Origin of the sequence: Pseudomonas sp. IT-P260 (genome assembly GCF_949768395.1) — a bacterium.
Classification (GTDB): domain Bacteria; phylum Pseudomonadota; class Gammaproteobacteria; order Pseudomonadales; family Pseudomonadaceae; genus Aquipseudomonas; species Aquipseudomonas parakoreensis.
Genome location: NZ_CATKPO010000033.1, coordinates 450,592 through 470,771 on the forward strand (window position 1 = coordinate 450,592; position 20,180 = coordinate 470,771).

The 20,180-nt window shown below is 60.3% G+C and carries 16 protein-coding genes; 11 read left to right on the top strand and 5 right to left on the bottom strand.

The genetic code is table 11. The features are described from left to right. Window positions 1–11: 11 nt before the first annotated feature. From uvrC to ACM6HV_RS16015, 4 genes are all read right to left on the bottom strand, one after another. Entirely contained in the window at window positions 12–1,835 is a 1,824-nt protein-coding gene (gene uvrC, locus ACM6HV_RS16000; RefSeq protein ID WP_145598463.1) for an excinuclease ABC subunit UvrC, read from the bottom strand. A 2-nt stretch (window positions 1,836–1,837) separates the two neighbouring features. Further along, on the bottom strand, window positions 1,838–2,479 hold the full coding sequence (uvrY, locus tag ACM6HV_RS16005; protein ID WP_024012761.1) for a UvrY/SirA/GacA family response regulator transcription factor: 642 nt from the start codon (window positions 2,477–2,479) through the stop codon (window positions 1,838–1,840). Between the two features lie 127 nt (window positions 2,480–2,606). Beyond that, window positions 2,607–3,050, bottom strand: a complete 444-nt coding sequence (locus ACM6HV_RS16010; RefSeq protein WP_414904703.1) for a GNAT family N-acetyltransferase — start codon at window positions 3,048–3,050, stop codon at window positions 2,607–2,609. After that, on the bottom strand, window positions 3,047–3,808 hold the full coding sequence (locus tag ACM6HV_RS16015) for a carbon-nitrogen hydrolase family protein (protein ID WP_414904704.1): 762 nt from the start codon (window positions 3,806–3,808) through the stop codon (window positions 3,047–3,049). The genes ACM6HV_RS16010 and ACM6HV_RS16015 overlap by 4 nt, the downstream gene beginning before the upstream one ends. Before the next feature lie 616 nt (window positions 3,809–4,424). On the opposite strand from ACM6HV_RS16015, the gene ACM6HV_RS16020 reads away from it, so the two are divergent. Next, window positions 4,425–5,492, top strand: coding sequence for a 3-deoxy-7-phosphoheptulonate synthase (locus ACM6HV_RS16020; protein WP_414904705.1), 1,068 nt, complete (start codon window positions 4,425–4,427; stop codon window positions 5,490–5,492). 69 nt (window positions 5,493–5,561) lie between these two features. On the opposite strand, the gene ACM6HV_RS16025 is transcribed toward ACM6HV_RS16020, so the two are convergent. Beyond that, window positions 5,562–6,740 carry a hypothetical protein gene (locus ACM6HV_RS16025; protein WP_414904706.1) on the bottom strand — a complete coding sequence of 393 codons (1,179 nt, stop codon included), beginning with the start codon at window positions 6,738–6,740 and terminating at the stop codon, window positions 5,562–5,564. A gap of 338 nt (window positions 6,741–7,078) precedes the next feature. On the opposite strand from ACM6HV_RS16025, the gene ACM6HV_RS16030 reads away from it, so the two are divergent. From ACM6HV_RS16030 to ACM6HV_RS16075, 10 genes are all read left to right on the top strand, one after another. Beyond that, on the top strand, window positions 7,079–7,948 hold the full coding sequence (locus ACM6HV_RS16030) for an esterase/lipase family protein (RefSeq protein ID WP_414904707.1): 870 nt from the start codon (window positions 7,079–7,081) through the stop codon (window positions 7,946–7,948). 96 nt (window positions 7,949–8,044) lie between these two features. Next, a complete protein-coding gene (locus ACM6HV_RS16035; protein ID WP_007912303.1) occupies window positions 8,045–8,326 on the top strand; it encodes a peptidylprolyl isomerase in 282 nt (93 codons plus the stop codon). Between the two features lie 135 nt (window positions 8,327–8,461). Then, window positions 8,462–10,330 carry an extracellular solute-binding protein gene (locus tag ACM6HV_RS16040; protein ID WP_414904708.1) on the top strand — a complete coding sequence of 623 codons (1,869 nt, stop codon included), beginning with the start codon at window positions 8,462–8,464 and terminating at the stop codon, window positions 10,328–10,330. Continuing rightward, entirely contained in the window at window positions 10,330–11,391 is a 1,062-nt protein-coding gene (locus ACM6HV_RS16045) for a microcin C ABC transporter permease YejB (RefSeq protein ID WP_131671746.1), read from the top strand. The genes ACM6HV_RS16040 and ACM6HV_RS16045 overlap by 1 nt, the downstream gene beginning before the upstream one ends. Then, complete coding sequence (locus ACM6HV_RS16050) at window positions 11,391–12,413, top strand: ABC transporter permease (protein ID WP_414904709.1); 1,023 nt, start codon at window positions 11,391–11,393, stop codon at window positions 12,411–12,413. The genes ACM6HV_RS16045 and ACM6HV_RS16050 overlap by 1 nt, the downstream gene beginning before the upstream one ends. Window positions 12,414–12,422: 9 nt before the next feature. Next, window positions 12,423–13,997: an ABC transporter ATP-binding protein gene (locus tag ACM6HV_RS16055; RefSeq protein WP_414904710.1), complete on the top strand. Its 1,575-nt coding sequence runs from the start codon at window positions 12,423–12,425 to the stop codon at window positions 13,995–13,997. Window positions 13,998–14,166: 169 nt separating this feature from the next. After that, window positions 14,167–15,582 (top strand): sigma-54 interaction domain-containing protein, encoded by a 1,416-nt coding sequence (locus ACM6HV_RS16060; protein ID WP_414904711.1) that lies wholly within the window; start codon window positions 14,167–14,169, stop codon window positions 15,580–15,582. 283 nt (window positions 15,583–15,865) lie between these two features. Beyond that, window positions 15,866–17,257, top strand: coding sequence for a GntP family permease (locus ACM6HV_RS16065; protein ID WP_414904712.1), 1,392 nt, complete (start codon window positions 15,866–15,868; stop codon window positions 17,255–17,257). A 7-nt stretch (window positions 17,258–17,264) separates the two neighbouring features. Then, a complete protein-coding gene (hbdH, locus tag ACM6HV_RS16070) occupies window positions 17,265–18,038 on the top strand; it encodes a 3-hydroxybutyrate dehydrogenase (RefSeq protein ID WP_047294787.1) in 774 nt (257 codons plus the stop codon). 167 nt (window positions 18,039–18,205) lie between these two features. Beyond that, window positions 18,206–20,161, top strand: a complete 1,956-nt coding sequence (locus tag ACM6HV_RS16075; RefSeq protein WP_414904713.1) for an acetoacetate--CoA ligase — start codon at window positions 18,206–18,208, stop codon at window positions 20,159–20,161. The last annotated feature ends 19 nt before the right edge of the window (window positions 20,162–20,180 follow it).

A 20,180-nucleotide genomic window follows, 5' to 3' on the forward strand; every position in this document is an offset into this window, starting at 1 on the left:
GAGTTGGCATTCTACTCGCTATGCAGGTTTGCATAAATCGACTCTGCGAGCTTTTTACTGATCCCCGGTGCTTTGGCGATCTCTTCGATGCTTGCACGAGACAGCTCCTGCAATCCACCAAAATGTTTCAACAAGTCCCGACGCCGGGTCGGCCCTACGCCTGCAACGCCTTCCAGCGTCGACGTACGGCGGGTTTTGCCGCGCCGCGCACGGTGGCCCGTGATCGCGAACCGGTGTGCCTCGTCGCGAATCTGCTGGATCAGGTGCAGCGCGGGTGAGTCGCCACGCAAAGTGAACTCATGGGCGGCATCATTAAGATACAAAGTTTCGAACCCTGCCTTGCGGGTTGCGCCCTTGGCCACACCCAGCAGAATCAGGTCCGGCACTGCCAATTCGTTGAGCACGTCGCGGGCCATCGACAATTGTCCCTTGCCGCCGTCCACCAGCAAAATATCCGGCAGCTTGCCCTCCCCATCCTTCAGTTTGCTGAAGCGCCGGGTCAGGGCCTGGTGCATGGCCGCGTAGTCATCGCCCGCTGTGACGCCCTCGATGTTGTAACGACGATAGTCGGATTTGATCGCACCTTCCGGACCGAACACGACGCAAGAGGCGACAGTCGCCTCGCCACTGGAGTGGCTGATGTCATAGCATTCCAGGCGCTGCGGTGGTTCATCCAGGTTCAGTACTTCTGCCAGCGCGTCGAAGCGCGCAGCCGTGTGTTGACGGTTGGCCAGGCGTGCGCTCAGCGCTTGCTCGGCATTGGTGACCGCCAACTGCTGCCAGCGCGCCCGCGTGCCACGCACCCGGTGGCTGATGCTCAGCTCGCGACCGCGCAACTCGTGGATGGCGTCGATCAGGGCCGTGGCGTCTTCGGGCACGACGTTGACGATCAGTTCGCTCGGCAGGTCGCGTTCCGGGCTGCTGATATAGTACTGGCCGAGGAAGGCCGCCATGACTTCGGCAACCTCCTCTTCAATACCCACCTGTGGAAAGAAGTTTTTGCTGCCCAACACTCGCCCGCCACGCACGCTGATCAAATGAACGCACGCGCCGCCCGGGTTGACGAAGGCTGCGATGACATCGATGTCGCCCGTACCGCCTTCCATGCTCTGCTGATCCTGGACCCGACGCAGCAAGGCAATCTGGTCACGCAACTCGGCGGCGCGTTCGAACTCGAGATTGATCGCCGCCTCTTCCATCGCCGTTGACAGCTCATTGGTCAGCGCGTGACTGCGCCCTTCAAGAAACATCACCGAGTGACGCACATCCTCGGCATAAACCTCAGGTTCGACCAGGCCGACACAAGGGGCCTTGCAGCGTTTGATCTGATATTGAAGACAAGGGCGCGTACGGTTCTTGTAGTAACTGTCCTCACACTGCCGGACGAAAAAGGTCTTTTGCAGCAGGCTGAGGCTTTCGCGAATGGCCCCGGCGCTCGGATACGGGCCGAAATACTTGCCCTTCGCCTTCTTCGCGCCACGATGGATGCTCAGCCGTGGGAACTGGCCGTCAGACAGAAATACATAGGGATAAGACTTATCGTCGCGCAACAGAATGTTGTACGGCGGCCGCCACTCCTTGATCAGCGTCTGTTCAAGCAGCAACGCCTCGGTTTCATTGGCGGTAATGGTCGTTTCGACCTGTGCGATACGCCCGACCAGAGCAGCGGTCTTCGGCGCCAGCCCGGTCTTGCGGAAATAGCTGGCAAGTCGCTTCTTGAGGTTCTTGGCCTTGCCGACATACAGCAGGCGTGCCTCGCTGTCGAACATGCGATAGACGCCGGGACGCCCACTGACAGTCGCCAGGAAGGCGCCGGAATCGAATATTTCAGTCATGATCAGGCGCTGGCATCAACCATGCCGTGGCGCACGGCCAGCAACGTCAACTCGACATCGCTGCTGATCGACAGTTTTTCGAAGATCCGGTAGCGATAGGTATTAACGGTTTTCGGCGACAGACAGAGCTTGTCGGAGATGATCTGCACCTTCTGGCAGCCGACAATCATCAACGCAATCTGGATTTCCCGTTCGGACAAGGCATCGAACGGTGAGTCATTGGTTGGCTGGAACGATTTGATCGCCAGTTGCTGGGCTATCTGCGGGCTTATGTAACGCTGGCCGGCAAACACCAGGCGGATGGCCTGAACCATCTCCGGCAGACCCGCGCCCTTGGTCAGGTAGCCGGCGGCACCTGCCTGCAACAGACGTGTAGGGAATGGATCCTCCTCACACACCGTGACAGCGACAACCTTGATGTCCGGATGACTGCGCAATAGCTTGCGCGTGGCCTCGAGACCACCGATCCCAGGCATCTTGACGTCCATCAGGACCACATCGGGTTTCAACTCACGGGCCTTGATCAGGGACTCTTCCCCGGACTCGGCCTGTCCAACCACCTGCAAGCCATCGATATCGGCCAGCATACGTGTAATGCCTGTACGAACGAGATCATGGTCATCGACCACTAGCACCCTAATCAAGCAGACACCTCGCGATATGGTCTTATTGGGATGCCGGACACCTTAGCAAAAAGTGCCAGACAGACCTAGCGGCAAGCGTCATTTAAAAAGTTTCAATTCATCATCGAAGGCTTGCCAGCCGTGGGTTTCAGAGCACAGGTGTACCGAAATCGAGCTGCATCCTCAGGAAACACTCGTCCTCGCCACACACATTCAAGCCTTTTCTCTTATACAGGCTTTGCGCAGGATTATTTTTGAATACGGTCAGACGCAGCGCCGGCAGTCCTTCAGCGCGGGCCATGGCGATAACCTGATCAATCGCCCAGGATCCAGCACCCTGCCTGCGAAACGCCTCGCCTATTTGCAGCTCGCGGAGATACAGCGCCCGGCGATCCCGACTGAGGCTGAAAAATCCCACAGGAACTTCGCCACGAATGATCAGCCAATTGTCCCGTCCATCCCAGGCAACCTCGAACGCTTGATCCTGCCACAGCAGATCGTGGCCAATGTAATAGCGCAGCATGTTCTGGCACGTCAGCTCTCGGGCAAACACCCGATCAGCCAGTTCGGCGCGACGCAAATGGTAGGTCATTGCCCCACCACCACCGGAACTACCCGCCCCTGCCATGCGTCGGCATCACGTCGCGCAATGACCAACAGTTCACCAGGCCCTGGCGCGGCGGCAACTGGCGTGCCGTCTTCAGACCAGACTGCACTGCGACCCACCGATTGCCATCCACCCGTGAGCCCGGCGTGATTGGCCATCAGAACCGCCATCGAGTGCTTTTGGGCGTAGCCCTGCAATATCGCGCTATCCACGTCATAGCCTTTCTCGCCAATCAGCACGCCTGCTGCGTACAGGTCGGCGCCAGCAACGGCAGCCGCTGCCGCGTGACTGGCGTGGGAAAAGTCAGCGCAGACTGCCAGCGCGACGGTATCGCCGCCTATGCGCAAGGACGAACCACCAGCACCTGGCGCATAGAAAAGCTCTTCGCCACTGTGCAGATGTTGTTTGCTGTAAACCTCAAGAGAACCATCCCTGCCTAATGTCAGCGCGCCGATCAATACCTTCGAACTGTCCTTATGGCGAATCGGCATTCCGACCACCGCAATGAGACCCAACTCGCGAGCGCAATCGCGCAAGGGTTGCAGCACCGAATCCTGCGGATCGATTGCCATGTCTGCAGCCATCTGGCCTTCGTAACCTGTGAGCGACAGCTCCGGAAACACCAGCAACTCGACGCCCTGCTCCGCTGCCACGGCCATGAAGCGCAAATGACGGGCGATGTTCGCCGCCAGATCACCGGCAACGGAGAACGATTGGGCTGCAGCGATGTTGAACGTCGACATTATTCATCCTTGGGATTGTGCCAAGCACGCAGTGTGTCACAACGCCTGCGGCACTCAAGCAATAGGAAATGTCTTGAAGGCGCGATAGCAATTTCTGATTGCTCAGGCGCATGGGCCTCTAGTAAGCTCGGCGCATTCATTGGAGACAAACCATGTTCAACGCCCTCTCACAGCTTCGTTCCGCCAGCGCCTTGCGCTCGGCTGCGGCTGCCCGGGCGAATGACGCTTGTGCTCCTGCCAGCTTTTATTTTGGGTATTGGTTTAGCCACTGGCGCGCCTGATACCCAAACGGCGCCCATGAAAACGGGTCGCCTACCAGAGAATTCTCACCCCCGGTCGGCCTCCCGACCGGGGGTTTTGTTTTTTCAGGCCCCAACTTTTTCAGCAACACACCAGACACTTTGAGGAATCACGACATGAACTACGCCACTTATTACCGTTACGACACTTTTAGCGCCTGGCGATTTAGCAGCCTCCGCTCGGGACAGCCTGCCGCCTCCGATCGGTCACCCACAGGTGGCAAGCACACACACGCAGCCAATACGGCCAATTGTCGAACACCCCAGTAGGGCCGAGTGAGCGGGAAGCACCCGCCGCCAGCCCAGGAATCCTGAATATGAACTCGTCTGTTTCTGCTCTGCCACTGTCCACCCTCGATTCTGCCAACGAAGCGCTGACCCTGCGCCTGCCCAGCGCGTTGCAACTCAAACAGCAATTGCCTCTGAGCAATGCCCTCGCCCAGCAAGTCGCAGCCCACCGCCAGGCGGTCCGCGCGATTCTCAATGGCGAAGACCATCGCCTGCTGGTGGTCGTCGGCCCTTGCTCAATTCATGACCCGCGCTCCGCACTCGAATACGCCGAAAAGCTTTCCCGTCTCGCACATCAAGTCAGCGACGAGATGCTGCTGGTGATGCGCGCCTACGTCGAAAAACCACGCACCACCGTCGGCTGGAAAGGTCTGGCCTACGACCCGCACCTGGATGGCAGCGACGACATGGCTGCCGGCCTGACCCTGTCGCGCGAATTGATGATCGAGATGATCCGCCTGGGCTTGCCTGTCGCTACCGAACTCCTGCAGCCCATGGCTGCCGGTTACTTCGACGACCTGCTCAGCTGGGTTGCCATCGGTGCACGCACCACCGAATCGCAGATCCACCGAGAAATGGCCAGTGGTCTGAACATGCCCGTCGGCTTCAAGAACGGCACTGACGGCGGCGTCGCTGTAGCCGTCGATGCCATGCGCTCAGCAGCTCACCCACATCGACACTTTGGTGTCGACAGCCAGGGGCACCCGGCGATCATTCAGACCCCGGGCAACCCTGACACACACATGGTGCTGCGTGGTGGCCATCACGGCCCGAACTACGATCACGAAAGCATTGCCCGGGTCCGCGCTGACTTGAAACGCCTGAAGATTCCGGGGCGGATCATGGTTGACTGCAGTCACGCCAACAGCGGCAAGGATCCTCTGCGCCAGCCCGAGGTGTTCAATGCGGTGCTCGAACAACGTCTGCAGGGGGATCGTTCCTTGATAGGGATGATGATTGAGTCCCACCTGTTCGAAGGCTGCCAGCCTCTAGGCCCCGCCCTGCGTTACGGCGTGTCGGTGACCGATGGTTGCCTTGGGTTCAGTGCGACAGAGCTGTTGCTGTCGAGCGCAGCCAAACGTCTTCGAGCCTGTTAATCGGAACAGCCTTTGCGGGATTGTCAAAATCCCGCAAAGGCTGAATCATCGTTCAGCGTTCCCCACAGGTTATGCCCGCACACGGATACGGGTTACCTCGGAGGCCTGGCTGACATCGTCCAACCGTTCCACCGAATACGACACCTGCACCACAGTTTCCCGATGCTCTCGCCAGAAACGGTAAGGCACGATGAATATCACGGGCTGGCCTGCGGTTTCCCGGGTGATATCCCGATCATCGCGATGACTGAAATACTCACCATCACATTTCAAGTAAACCAGCTCCCCCTCCTCAGCCTGGGCATTGTCGATCACTACGGTAATGCCATCCTCGGCATCCACTACCTCCAGCTCGCCGTCTTGCGCCTCCAGTACCTGCGGAGCTGCGAGATCACCTCGCATCAATGGTGCGATCAGAACGCGCAGGTTTGCAGACTGCCTTACCTGAGCCGAGCCTGACTCCACCCGGTAGCTGACGCTCACCTCGTGCATGCGATGTGGGGCGATGCAATGCGCGGGTATCCAGAAAGACAGCGCTTCGCCCAAAGCAAACTGTTCCACGAGCAATACATCATTGATGACCGGCAGTCCTTCATCACCTTGCCAGGACAGGATGACCCGGTCCCCGACAGCCATCCTGGCGTAAGGTCGCACGGTCACGCCAGTCCCTTGCGGAACACGGTCCGGATCAAGCGTCCCACCCACCGTCTCTTCAAGGATTGGCGCCAGCAGATCGGGTTCCGGATCGCCCACATCCAGCTGCAAGCGCCTGGATGACAGCGGCTCCGGCAGCGCGACGCTGTACAGCGTCCAGAAAACCTCCAGTGAGCCACGCTCCAGCGCTGCTATGTGCAATCCCTTCACGACAAAGACAAGTTCCTGCCCCACCTGGCCTTCACTGACCGTGCGAGTGATTTCGTGGATGTAGGACAAACCTTCGTCATCCAGCCCTTGCCAGTGCAGCACAAGTTTATCGCCGCACACCATGTTCGGGTAAGGCGCAACCCTGACGAATGCGTGGCTCAGTGAGGGATCAAGCATTCCACCCTCCATAACCTCGAGCTTCGGCGCAGGCAGCCACGAGACTGGAGCGGGTTCCGGTGCAGACGCAGGTCGATAGCAGAACTCGAAGTTCTCGCCGTCCACCTTCAAACTCAGAAGACCGCGTCCACCGGAGTCATCCGCTACGGGAGATGTATTTGACGCGGTCGCCACAGAGGCGTCGCCATTGACTTGGTATATAGACATTCGTAGCTCCATTCCTTGGATAAAACGCCGCCATGAAGGCAACGTCGAACGAACTCCATTGAACACCATCCAGCATTCGCCAGAAGTCAGCACAATGCCTCCCATCAGCGGGGTAAATGCACCGCACGACGTAGGCATACGAAGCAGAATCGAGCGATACCGCTCAAAAGATTGCCAGATGTTCCGACTACCCCCTCAAGCAGAAGCGAATATTCGTACCGATTTTAGTCCAGTTTCCTTTCTAGACCGAGGAGCTTTCAGACATCGCCGACCCGCAGGCCTGTTTTAAAGTGACACGCACCAACCACTGACAAGCATCTGCGGAAAGAGGCAGGAACATGCAACGGAATGCGACAACCCGCTACCCCATCCTTTTGGTCCATGGCCTGTTCGGGTTCGACCGTATCGGCTATTTCGAGCTTTTTTATGATGTCAAGCAAGCGTTGAGGGAAGCAGGCGGCCAAGTGTTTGTGCCGCAGCTGTCTGCGACCCATGACAACGAAGTACGCGGCCAGCAATTGATGTTCCAGATCGAAAGCGTTCTGCGAGGAACCGGAGCCGGCAAGGTCAACCTGATCGGGCATAGCCAGGGCGCGCTGGCGTGCCGTTACGCCGCTGCGCTGGCGCCGGAGAAAGTCGCCTCGGTCACGTCGGTAAGTGGCCCCAATCACGGTTCGGAACTGGCTGACGCCTTACGCCTGGCCCTGATACCGGGTGGCCTGCCAGAGCAGGTGGCAGAGCACGCTGCAACACAGTTTGCCCGCTTCCTCTCGCTGCTCAGCGGGCAACCGGGCCTGCCGCAGAACGCTGTCGCCGCACTCAATGCCCTGACGACCGCAGGTGTTGGGCAATTCAACAGAAAATATCCGCAAGGTCTGCCTTCCAGTTGGGGCGGCCAGGGGGCGGAGCGGGTCAATGACGTTCACTATTATTCCTGGAGCGGCACGCTGCAGGACAACTTATTGCAGGCACTTGATCCGGCGCATACCGTCTGTCGGGGATTATCAGAGCATTTTGTCGCAGAGGCCGAACAAAACGATGGCTTCGTGGGACGCTACAGTTCCCATCTGGGCCGGGTCATCCGATCCGACTATCCTTTCAGCCACCTTGGCAGTCTGCGCTGCCCCGACGGAGTGAAAAAAACCGGCCTGGATCCCGTCGCTCTCTATGTCGAGCACGCTGCACGCTTGCGAGCTGCGCACCTGTAAACGTGCGCCAATGCACCGAGCGGAACTTTGCCGAGAAATCGCTTACTGATTCCGGTAGGCTCCACACTTTACTGAAATAGATTGGAGAATTTCCCCATGGCTAAAGCCACTGCCCGCCACATCCTGGTTTCCAGCGAAGACAAGTGCAACGAACTCAAGGCCCAGATCGAAGGCGGTGCTGATTTCGCCGAAGTCGCCAAGGCCAACTCCACCTGCCCGTCCAGCCGTCAGGGCGGCGACCTGGGTTCGTTCGGTCCTGGCCAGATGGTCAAGGAATTCGACACCGTGGTGTTCAGCGCGCCGATCAACGTCGTGCAAGGCCCGGTGAAGACCCAGTTCGGTTATCACTTGCTCGAAGTCACCAGCCGCCAGGACTGATCCGTCGCCTGATTGCTGCCCCAACGGCCCGCCTTCTGGTGGGCCGTTGTGTTTTGGTTACAGGTTACGGCTGGCGACTGACGCGCCGCTCGCGTACAAATTGCGCTTATCGATCACCCGGCTTTAAGGCTGACAATGCGACTGGCTTTCCCTTCTCTGCTGTTCACTGCCGTGGCCCTGTTGTTGGGCGCCGCCGGTGTGGACGCCACTCCGCAACACGCGTTGACCGTCTATGGCGAACCGGCCAAATACCCGGCCGGTTTCAGCTACTTCGACTACACCAACCCGCAGGCGCCCAAGGGCGGCACCATGCGCCGCTCGGCGATAGAGATCGGGCATTTCGATCACATCCTGCCTTATATCGATAAGGGCATCGGCGTCACCCAGATTGACGGCATGCTCTATTCGCCGCTGGCCCAGCGTTCGATGGACGAGCCTTACACCGTCTATGGCCTGGTGGCACAAAAAATGGAACGCGCGGAGGACGGCCTGTCCCTGCGCTTCTTCATCAACCCCCAGGCGCGTTTCGCCGACGGCAAGCCGATCACAGCCGAAGACGTGCGCTACACCTATGACTTGCTGATGACCCAGGGCAGCCTGCGCTATCGCACGCAGTTCGCCGATGTCAAAGGTGTCGAAGTGGAAGCGCCGCTGACCGTGCGTTTCGACTTCAAGAGCAACGAGAACCGCACTTTGCCGCTGGACATCGCCACCCTGCCGGTGTTTCCCGAGCATTGGTGGAAAACCCGCGACTTCGCCAGTGGCGGCGGCTATGAACCGCCGCTGGGCAGCGGCCCGTATCGAGTCGGCAAGGTCGACTCCGGGCGCAGCATCACATTCGAGCGCAACCCCGACTGGTGGGGCAAGGACCTGCCGGTCAGTCGCGGCCTGTACAACTTCGATCACTTCAGCATCGAGTATTTCGGCGACACCGATGTCGCACGCCAGGTGCTGCGCGGCGGCGCCTATGATTACAACCGCGAGTTTTCCGCCACCGGCTATTCGATCGGTTACGACAGCCCGGCGCTGAGTGACGGCCGATTGCAGAAGGCCCACCTGGCCACCGAGGCCCCGCAATCGGCGCAGGGCTTCGTGTTCAACCTGCAGAAACCGATGTTCCAGGATCGTCGGGTGCGCCAGGCACTGGCGATGCTCTGGGATTTCGAGTGGAGCAACCGGCAGATGATGCGCAACATGTACATCCGCCAGCAGAGCTATTTCTCCAACACCGCCCTGGCCGCCCGCGAGCTGCCAGATGCGGCGGAGCTGAAAATCCTTGAGCCGCTGCGCGGGCAGGTTCCCGACGAAGTCTTCACCCAGGTTTTCGAAGCGCCAAAAACCGATGGTAGCGGCTTGATCCGCGATAAACAGTTGCAGGCTCTGGAGTTGCTCGAACAGTCAGGCTGGAAACCCGATGGCGACCAACTGGTCAACGCCGAGGGCGAACCGCTGAGTTTCACTTTTCTGGTCAGCCAGAACGGCATGGATCGCCTGCTGCTGCCTTACAAACGCACGCTGAAACAGATCGGCATCGACCTGAATATCCGCCGCATCGACTCCTCGCAATACGTCAATCGCCTGATGAGCCGCGACTACGACATGATCGTCACCGGCTACCCGGTCAGCACAGCTCCGGGGGGCGAGTTGCTCAACTACTTCGGCTCGATTTCGGCCAACGACCCCGGCGCCAATAACTACATGGTGCTGAAGAATCCCGCGGTCGACACCTTGATCAACGGCCTGATCCGCGCCTCGACCCAGAGTGACATGCTGCACTACGCCCACGCGCTGGATCGGGTGTTGCAATGGAACTACTACTGGATTCCCAACTATTACCCGCCGGGCACCTCCACCGTCTGGTGGAATCGGTTCGGCATGCCGGCAACACAAGCGAGCAATGACGAAGCCATCGAGAGCTGGTGGGAAATCAGCAGCACGCCGCTGACCAACCAGCAGATGACCGCCGAAAAAATCGGTCGTGGCAGACCCGGAGGACCGCACTGATGTGGGCTTACATTCTGCGGCGCCTGCTGCTGATCATTCCAACCTTGGTGATCATCCTGCTGGTGAATTTCGTGATCATCCAGGCGGCACCCGGCGGCCCGGTCGAACAGGCCATCGCCCATCTGCAAGGGATCGGCGGTGCGAGTGTCGGCGGCAGTGCCAGCGAGACCATGAGCAGCACTTCGCGTGCCAGCCGTGGCCTCGACCCGCAGCTGATCAAGGACATCGAAAAACAGTACGGTTTCGACAAGCCGGCGCATGAACGCCTGTGGCTGATGCTGAAGAACTACGCGCAGCTGGACTTCGGCAAAAGCTTTTTCCGCGGCGCCACCGTCACCGATCTGATTCTGGAAAAAATGCCGGTGACCATTTCCCTCGGCCTGTGGGCGACGCTGATCACCTATCTGGTGTCGATCCCGCTGGGCATTCGCAAGGCCGTGCATCACGGCAGCCACTTCGATATCTGGAGCAGCACCGCGATCATCATCGGCTATGCGATGCCGGCGTTTCTGTTTGCGATGTTTCTGATCGTGGTGTTTGCCGGCGGCACCTCGCTGAACTGGTTTCCGGTGCGCGGGCTGGTTTCGGACAACTTCGAATCGCTGTCGACCCTGGGCAAGATTGCCGATTACTTCTGGCACCTGGTGTTGCCGGTGACGGCGCTGGTGATCGGCGGTTTCGCCACGCTGACGATCCTCACCAAGAATTCGTTCCTCAATGAAATCACCCGCCAGTATGTGGTCACCGCCCGCGCCAAAGGCCTGAGCGAGCGCCGCGTGCTCTACGGTCACGTGTTTCGCAACGCGATGCTGCTGGTGGTCTCGGGGATTCCGCAGGCGTTCATCAGTGTGTTCTTTGCCGGTTCACTGTTGATCGAAGTGATCTTCTCCCTCGACGGCCTCGGCCGCATGAGTTACGAAGCGGCGGTTTCTCGCGACTATCCGGTGGTGTTCGGCTCGCTGTTCATCTTCACCCTGTTCGGCCTCCTGATAAAACTGATCGGCGACTTGTGCTACACCCTGGTCGACCCACGTATCGACTTCGCCGCGAGGAACGCCTGATGTTCAAGTTCTCGCCTCTGGGCCGTCGCCGTTTCGCGCGATTCAAGAAAAACCGCCGTGGCTGGTGGTCGTTGTGGCTGTTTATCGGACTGTTCGTGATGACGCTGGGCGGTGAACTGATCGCCAACGACAAACCACTGGTGGTGAGCTACCAGAACCAGCTCTACTTCCCGGTCTTCAAGCGCTACACCGAACAGGAGTTTGGCGGGCAACTGCCGTTCCAGGCCGATTACCGCAGCGACTATGTGCAGAACCTGATCCGCAAGGACGGTGGCTGGCTGCTGTTTCCGCCGATTCCGTTCAGCGACGACACGCCCAATTACGACCTCAACCAACCGGCACCGAGCCCACCCTCGAAGGTCAACTGGTTGGGCACTGACGATCAGGCGCGCGACGTGTTGGCGCGGGTGATTTTCGGCGCCCGGGTGTCGATCCTGTTTGCCTTGATGCTGACCGCCATCAGTGCACTGATCGGGATTGCCGCCGGCGCCCTGCAAGGCTATTACGGCGGCTGGGTCGATTTGCTCGGGCAACGCCTGCTGGAAGTCTGGACCGGGTTACCGGTGTTGTATCTGCTGATCATCCTGTCGGGTTTCGTCGAGCCGAATTTCTGGTGGCTGCTGGGGATCATGGCGCTGTTTTCCTGGCTGGCGCTGGTGGATGTGGTGCGCGCCGAGTTCCTGCGCGGGCGTAATCTGGAATACGTCAAAGCCGCTCGCGCCTTGGGCCTGAGCGACCGCAAGGTGATTTTCCGGCACATCCTGCCGAATGCGATGAACGCGACGCTGAGTTACCTGCCGTTCATTCTGACCGGAGCGATTTCCACCCTTACCGCCCTCGACTTCCTCGGTTTCGGCATGCCCGCCGGCAGTGCCTCGCTGGGCGAGCTGATTGGCCAGGGCAAACAGAACCTGCAAGCGCCGTGGCTCGGGCTGACGGCGTTTTTCACCCTGGCGCTGATTCTTTCTTTACTGGTGTTCATCGGCGAAGCGTTACGCGACGCGTTCGACCCTCGATCCTGAAGTGTGACCATGACTGATAACCTGATCGAAATCCGTGACCTCAATGTCGCCTTCCATGGCCAGCCGGCGGTGCGCAACCTGTGCCTGGACATCCGTCCAGGTGAATGTCTGGCGCTGGTCGGGGAGTCGGGTTCGGGCAAGTCGGTGACCGCACATTCGATTCTGCAATTGCTCCCCGAAAGTGATGCGCAAACCACAGGCAGCATTCGCTATCGCGGCCAGGAACTGCTCGGTGCCGATCCGAAGGTGCTGCGGGAACTACGCGGCAACCGCATCGCAATGATCTTCCAGGAACCGATGACCTCGCTCAACCCGCTGCACACCATTGAAAAGCAGATCGGCGAAACGCTGCTGGTGCATCGCGGCCTGGGCGGTAAAGCGGCGCAACAACGCATTTTGGAACTGCTGGAACTGGTCGGCATTCAGAAGCCCGAAGAGCGCCTCAAAGCCTATCCGCATCAGCTGTCCGGTGGTCAGCGGCAACGAGTGATGATCGCCATGGCCCTGGCCTGCGAGCCGGAACTGCTGATTGCCGACGAGCCAACCACGGCACTGGATGTGACGGTGCAGCGCAAGATCCTGCTGCTGCTCAAATCCTTGCAACAACGTCTGGGCATGTCGCTGCTGCTGATCAGCCACGACCTGAATCTGGTGCGCAGCATCGCGCAACGGGTGTGCGTGATGAAGGCGGGTGAAATCGTCGAGCAGGCACCGTGCGAAACCCTGTTTACCGAGCCAAAGCATCCTTACAGCTGTGTGTTGCTCAACGCCGAACCGGAAGGCGAAGCCCTGCCCCGGGACGAGCGCGAGAACGTGCTGGAAGTCGATGATCTGCGGGTTGAGTTCGTCGTCGGTGGCGGGCTGTTCCAGCGTAAGCAATACCTGCGTGCAGTGGACGGCATCAGCCTGAATATCCAGCGCGGCAAGACCCTGGGCATTGTCGGCGAATCCGGTTCGGGTAAATCGACCCTGGGCCAGGCGATTCTGCGGCTGCTCGATTCCGAGGGCAGCATTCGCTTTCAGGGCACCGCCCTGGATGGCCTCGATCAGAAGCAATTACGGCCGTGGCGCCGGCAGATGCAGGTGGTGTTTCAGGACCCGTTCGGCAGCCTCAGCCCACGGATGTCGGTGGCGCAAATCATCAGCGAAGGGCTGGAGGTGCATTGTCAGTCCAGCGCCGAAGAGTGCGATGCTCAGGTGATCCGCGTGCTCAAGGAAGTTGGCCTCGACCCGGAAAGCCGTCACCGCTACCCGCACGAGTTTTCCGGCGGTCAGCGCCAGCGCATCGCCATCGCCCGGGCGCTGGTGCTGAAACCGGCGCTGATCCTGCTCGACGAGCCGACCTCGGCCCTCGATCGTACCGTGCAGAAACAAGTGGTCGCCCTGCTCCGCGACCTTCAGGAAAAACACGGCCTGACCTACCTGTTCATCAGCCACGACCTGGCGGTGGTGCGGGCGCTGGCGCATGACATGATCGTGATCAAGGACGGCAAAGTGGTTGAGCGCGGTGCCAGCCATGATGTGTTCGACTCACCGCAGCATCCTTACACCAAAGAGCTGTTGGCGGCGGCGCATCCGGGGTAGGCATAATCGGCGCTTGCCTTGATACCGAGTCGCGGCCTTTGCGAGCAAGCCCGCTCCCAAAGGGATTCGGGTTGTACCCAAATATGGGGTACCCCAGAGAAACCTGTGGGAGCTGGCTTGCCAGCGAAGAGGCCCGAACAGACAACCCAAACTCTGGATCCGCCAACCCATGAACACCACCGAAAGCCTCAAGGACTACCAACGCGTGCGCACGCTGGCGATCCGCTCGCTGTTCGAGATCATCGAGCAGTCCAGCGAGGGCACGGTGATTGTCGATCGCGATGCCAACATCGTCTGGATGAACGAGCGCTATGCCCGGCGTTTTGGGCTGGAGTCGGCAAAAAAAGCCATCGGCAAACCTTGCGAAAGCGTGATCCCCGGCAGCCTGCTGCGTGAAGTGGTGCGTACCGGCCGCCCCATTCTGCTGGACATGCAGGACACGCCAAAAGAGCCGTTGGTGGTCATGCGCCTGCCGATCCACGACGACGTCGGCGCGGTGATTGGCGCTATCGGTTTTGCCCTGTTCGATGAGTTGCGCACGCTGTCGCCGATGCTCAAGCGCTACCTGAGCATGCAGGAAGAGCTGGCCTCGACCCGCTCGCTGCTACGGGCCCGGCAGACCAAATACAACTTCGCCCATTTCATCGGCACCAGCAGCGCCAGCCTCGACGTCAAACGCCGCGCCCGCCGCAGTGCCAGCGCCGAATCCCCAGTGTTGCTGCTCGGTGAGACCGGCACCGGCAAGGAGTTGCTGGCTCAAGCGATTCACAGCGCTTCGCCCCGGGCGCACAAGGCGTTCGTCAGCATCAACAGCGCGGCGATTCCCGAAGCGCTGCTGGAAGCCGAGTTCTTCGGCACTGCGCCCGGTGCGTTTACCGGCGCCGACCGCAAGGGTCGTACCGGCAAATTGCAGATCGCTCAGGGCGGTACGCTGTTTCTCGATGAGATCGGCGACATGCCGTTGCCGCTGCAGAGCAAACTGCTGCGGGTGCTGCAGGAAAAGGAGTTCGAGCCGGTTGGCTCCAACGACGTGATCCAGAGCGATGTGCGAGTGATCGCAGCGACGTCGACCGATCTGCAAGCGGCGATCAAGCGCGGTGAGTTCCGCGCCGACCTGTATTACCGCCTCAACGTGCTGCCCATCCATGTTCCGCCGCTGCGCGAACGTCTCGATGACTTGCCGGCGCTCAGCGAAGCGATCCTTGAAGAGTTGCGCAGCCAGCATGAGCTGAGCCGTACAGCGCTGGAGTTGCTTGGACAACATGCGTGGCCGGGCAACATCCGCGAGTTGCGCAACGTGCTGGAACGCGCAGCGCTGCTCAGCGATGACCTGGTCCTCACCGATGAGGATATCCGCGCGGCCATTGGCACCTTTACCCCGGTGGAGCGCCCATCGGTGCCGACGCTGGAGCCGTTGGCGGAAGAGAGTTTTGCCCAGGCGCGGCAGCGGTTTGACCGGCAACTGATCCAGTCGGCGCTCGCGCAATGTGCGGGCAAGGTGCCGGAGGCGGCGGCTCGGCTGGGGTTGGGGCGGTCGACGTTGTACAAAAAGATGTTGGCTTTGGGCATCGCAGAGTCTCAATAAAGAGATGCAGTCTCGCTAGCGAGACATTCACTTCAAGATCAAAAGATCGCAGCCTTCGGCAGCTCCTACGGGGTTGATACGGAAATCCCATGCAGGAGCTGCCGAAGGCTGCGATCTTTTCGCCTCTAAAAAGTCTCACTATCGAGACATCGCCTCGAATAGCTGATCGAAAAACTCTATAAAAACCTTATATTTCAACAAGTTGAATATCTGGCACAGATCTCGCTAACGCCTCTCCTGCACCCGCAACACCCACAAAAATAACAATCCCTGGAGACACTCCATGAGTGTGATCATTGCCTTGGCAGCCCTTGCGCTGCTGATGCTCGCCGCCTACCGTGGCTACAGCGTCATCCTCTTCGCCCCGATTGCCGCCCTCGGCGCTGTCCTGCTCACCGATCCTTCCGCCGTCGCCCCTGCCTTCACCGGGGTGTTCATGGAGAAAATGGTCGGCTTCATCAAACTGTACTTCCCGGTATTCCTGCTTGGCGCCGTGTTCGGCAAGTTGATCGAGTTGTCGGGGTTCTCCCGTTCGATCGTGGCCGCAGCGATCCGCTTGCTCGGCACCCGTCAGGCGATGCTGGTGATCGTGCTGGTCTGCGCCTTGCTCACTTACGGCGGCGTGTCGTTGTTCGTGGTGGTGTTTGCGGTGTATCCGTTTGCCGCGGAAATGTTCCGCCAGAGCAACATCCCCAAGCGCCTGATCCCGGCGACCATCGCCCTTGGCGCGTTCTCGTTCACCATGGACGCCCTGCCCGGTACGCCGCAGATTCAGAACATCATTCCCAGCACCTTCTTCAACACCACCGCATGGGCCGCGCCGTGGCTGGGAGTGATCGGCACGATTTTCGTGTTCTGCGCCGGCATGCTGTTCCTGCAGCGCCAACGCAACAAGGCCCAGCGCGCCGGTGAAGGCTATGGCACCGAACTGCGTAACGAACCGGAAACCGCCGAAGACCTGAAACTGCCGAACCCATGGATCGCCCTGTCGCCGCTGCTGGCGGTGGGCATCATGAACCTGCTGTTCACCCAGTGGATTCCGCAGTGGTACGGCAAAACCCACAGCCTCGCGCTGCCCGGCATGGCCACGCCGGTAACCACGGAAATCGCCAAGCTCACCGCAATCTGGGCGGTGCAGGCGGCATTGCTGATAGGCATCCTGATGGTACTGGTGTTCGGCTTCAAGGCGATCCGCAGCAAACTCGCCGAAGGCAGCAAAAGTGCGGTCAGCGGCGCATTGCTGGCGGCGATGAACACCGCCTCGGAATACGGTTTCGGTGCGGTAATCGCCTCGTTGCCGGGCTTTCTGGTGCTGGCCGACTGGCTCAAGCAAATCCCCAATCCACTGGTCAACGAAGCCATCACCGTGACCCTGTTGGCGGGTATCACCGGTTCGGCGTCGGGTGGCATGAGCATTGCGCTGGCGGCGATGTCCGAGCAGTTCATCGGCGCGGCGCACGCGGCGAACATTCCGCTGGAAGTGCTGCACCGCGTGGCCGCGATGGCCAGCGGCGGCATGGACACCCTGCCGCATAACGGCGCGGTGATCACCTTGCTGGCAGTCACTGGCCTGACCCACCGCGAAGCCTATAAAGACATTTTCTGTATTACGCTGATCAAGACCCTGGCGGTCTTCGTAGTGATCGGTACTTTCTACGCCACTGGCATTGTGTGAGGTATTCATGACGACTCTTTCGGGCAAGACCGCACTGGTTACCGGTTCCACCAGCGGCATCGGTCTGGGCATCGCCCTGAGCCTGGCCAAGGCCGGCGCCAACCTGATTCTCAACGGCTTCGGTGATGCGTCGAGCGTGATCGCTGAGGTCGGCCAGTTCGGCGGCAAGGTCGGTCACCACCCGGCGGATGTCAGCGATCCGGCGCAGATTGCCGACATGATCGCTTACGCCGAACGCGAATTCGGCGGCGTCGACATTCTGGTCAACAACGCCGGGATTCAGCATGTGGCGGCCGTGGAGGAGTTTCCGGTGGAGCGCTGGGATTCGATCATCGCGATCAACCTGTCCTCGGTGTTTCACAGCACCCGCCTGAGTCTGCCGGGCATGCGCGCCAAGGGTTGGGGGCGGATCGTCAACATTGCCTCGGTACACGGTCAGGTGGGTTCGACCGGTAAGGCTGCGTATGTGGCGGCCAAGCATGGGGTAATCGGTTTGACCAAAGTGGTTGGCCTCGAGACAGCCACCAGCAACGTCACCTGCAACGCGATCTGCCCCGGCTGGGTGTTGACGCCGCTGGTGCAGAAACAGATCGATGATCGCGCCGCCAAAGGCGTTGATCCGCAGCAGGCGCAGCATGATTTACTGGCGGAGAAGCAGCCGTCGCTGGAGTTCGTCACACCGCAGCATCTGGGGGAACTGGTGTTGTTTCTGTGCAGCGAGGCTGGCAGCCAGGTGCGGGGGGCGGCGTGGAATATTGATGGGGGGTGGTTGGCGCAGTAAACGACGCAAGCCGCCTGTGGCGAGGGAGCTTGCTCCCGCTGGGTGGCGAAGCCGCCCCCGAGAATTTACGACTGCTGCGCAGCCGATCGGGAGCAAGCTCCCTCGCCACAGAATTAAGTGCTGCACGCTGACCTGTGTGCTTGAACAATAAAACAAGAGGCAAACCAATGTCCGACCTCCTATGGCAACCCGATGCCAAGCGTATCGCCCAATCGCGCATGGATCAGTTCCGCCGCGATATCAATCAGCGTCATGGCCTGGCGCTGAGCAGCTACACCGACCTGCACCGCTGGAGCGTGGATCAGCGCGAAGCGTTCTGGCAGGCGATCGTCGACTTCTTCGATATCCGCTTTCACACCCAACCCGACGCCGTCCTGCGTGAAGGCGCGCAAATGCCCAGTGCCGAATGGTTTCCCGGCGCGACCCTGAACTTTGCCGAACACCTGTTGCGCCGTCGTGACGATGCAGTTGCGGTGATCGCCGTGGCGGAAAACGGTCAGCGCGAACAACTGACCTGGGCCGAACTGGCCGAGCACGTCGCCGGTTTTCAGGCCAGCCTGCAAGCCGCCGGTGTCGGCCTCGGCGACCGCGTGGCCGCGTGCATGCCCAACACCTGGCAGACCCTGGTGGCGATGCTCGCGACCACCAGCCTCGGGGCGATCTGGTCGTGCTCGTCACCGGACTTCGGCACCCACGGCGTGATCGACCGCTTCGGCCAGATCGAACCCAAAGTGTTGATCACTTGCGCCGGCTACCGTTACGCCGGCAAAGACATTGATCAAACCACCAAGGTCAACGAAATCCTCGCGCAACTGCCATCGCTGCAGCAGTTGATCATCGTGCCCTACGCTCGCGCGCAGGCCCGTGCCGAGGATTTCCACACCCATGCCAACGTGACGTTGTGGGACGATTTCTATCAACCCGGCGGCGAACCGCGGTTTGTCCCGGTGCCGTTCAATCATCCGTTGTACGTGCTGTATTCCAGCGGCACCACCGGCGTCCCCAAATGCATCGTGCACAGCACCGGCGGCGTGCTGTTGCAGCATGCCAAGGAGCATGGCCTGCACGTCGATCTCGGCCCCGGTGACCGCTTGTTCTACTACACCACCTGCGGCTGGATGATGTGGAACTGGCTGGTCTCGGCCCTCGCGGTCGGCAGCGCGGTGGTGTTGTATGACGGCTCGCCGTTTCACCCCGGCCATGAGCGACTGCTGGATCTGATCGACGATGAGCGCATCAGCGTGTTCGGCACCAGCCCCAAGTTTCTCGCGACACTGGAAAGCAGCGGCATCAAGCCTGCACACAGCCATGATCTGAGCAGTCTCAAAACGCTGCTCTGCACCGGCTCCGCGCTGTCGCCGCAAAGCTACGATTTCGTCTACCGCGACTTCAAGCGCGATGTGTGCCTGGCGTCGATGTCCGGCGGCACCGATGTGGTCTCGTGCTTCGTCAACGGCAACCCGCTGTCGGCGGTGCGCCGCGGCGAAATCATGGGCAAGAGCCTGGGCATGGCGGTTGAAGTGTGGAACGACGCCGGCGTTGCCGTGATTGGAGAAAAAGGTGAGCTGGTCTGCACCCGGCACTTCCCGGCCATGCCCGTCGGCCTGTGGCACGACCCTGACGGCGAAAAGCTGCGCAAATCCTATTTCAGCCTGTTCCCCGGCGTCTGGGCCCAGGGCGATTACGCCGAACAATTGCCCCACGGCGGGATGCTGATCCACGGCCGCTCCGACGCCGTGCTCAACCCCGGCGGCGTGCGCATTGGTACGGCGGAAATCTATCGTCAGGTCGAGAAAGTCCCGCAGGTGCTCGACTGCGTGGCGATCGGGCAGCAATGGCAGGACGATGTGCGCGTGGTGCTGTTTGTGCGTGTGCAGGAGGGCGTGACGCTGGATGACGCCCTGCAACAGCAGATCCGCCAGGTGATCCGCGCCAACACCACACCGCGCCATGTGCCGGCGAAGATCGTTGCTGTGAGCGATATTCCGCGCACCATCAGTGGCAAAGTGGTCGAACTTGCGGTGCGCAATGTGGTGCATGGCGAACCGGTGAAGAACACTGATGCGCTGGCCAATCCTGAAGCGCTGGAGCAGTTTCGCAATCGCCCGGAGCTGTCGGACTAAACGCTCCCACAGGGGTGAG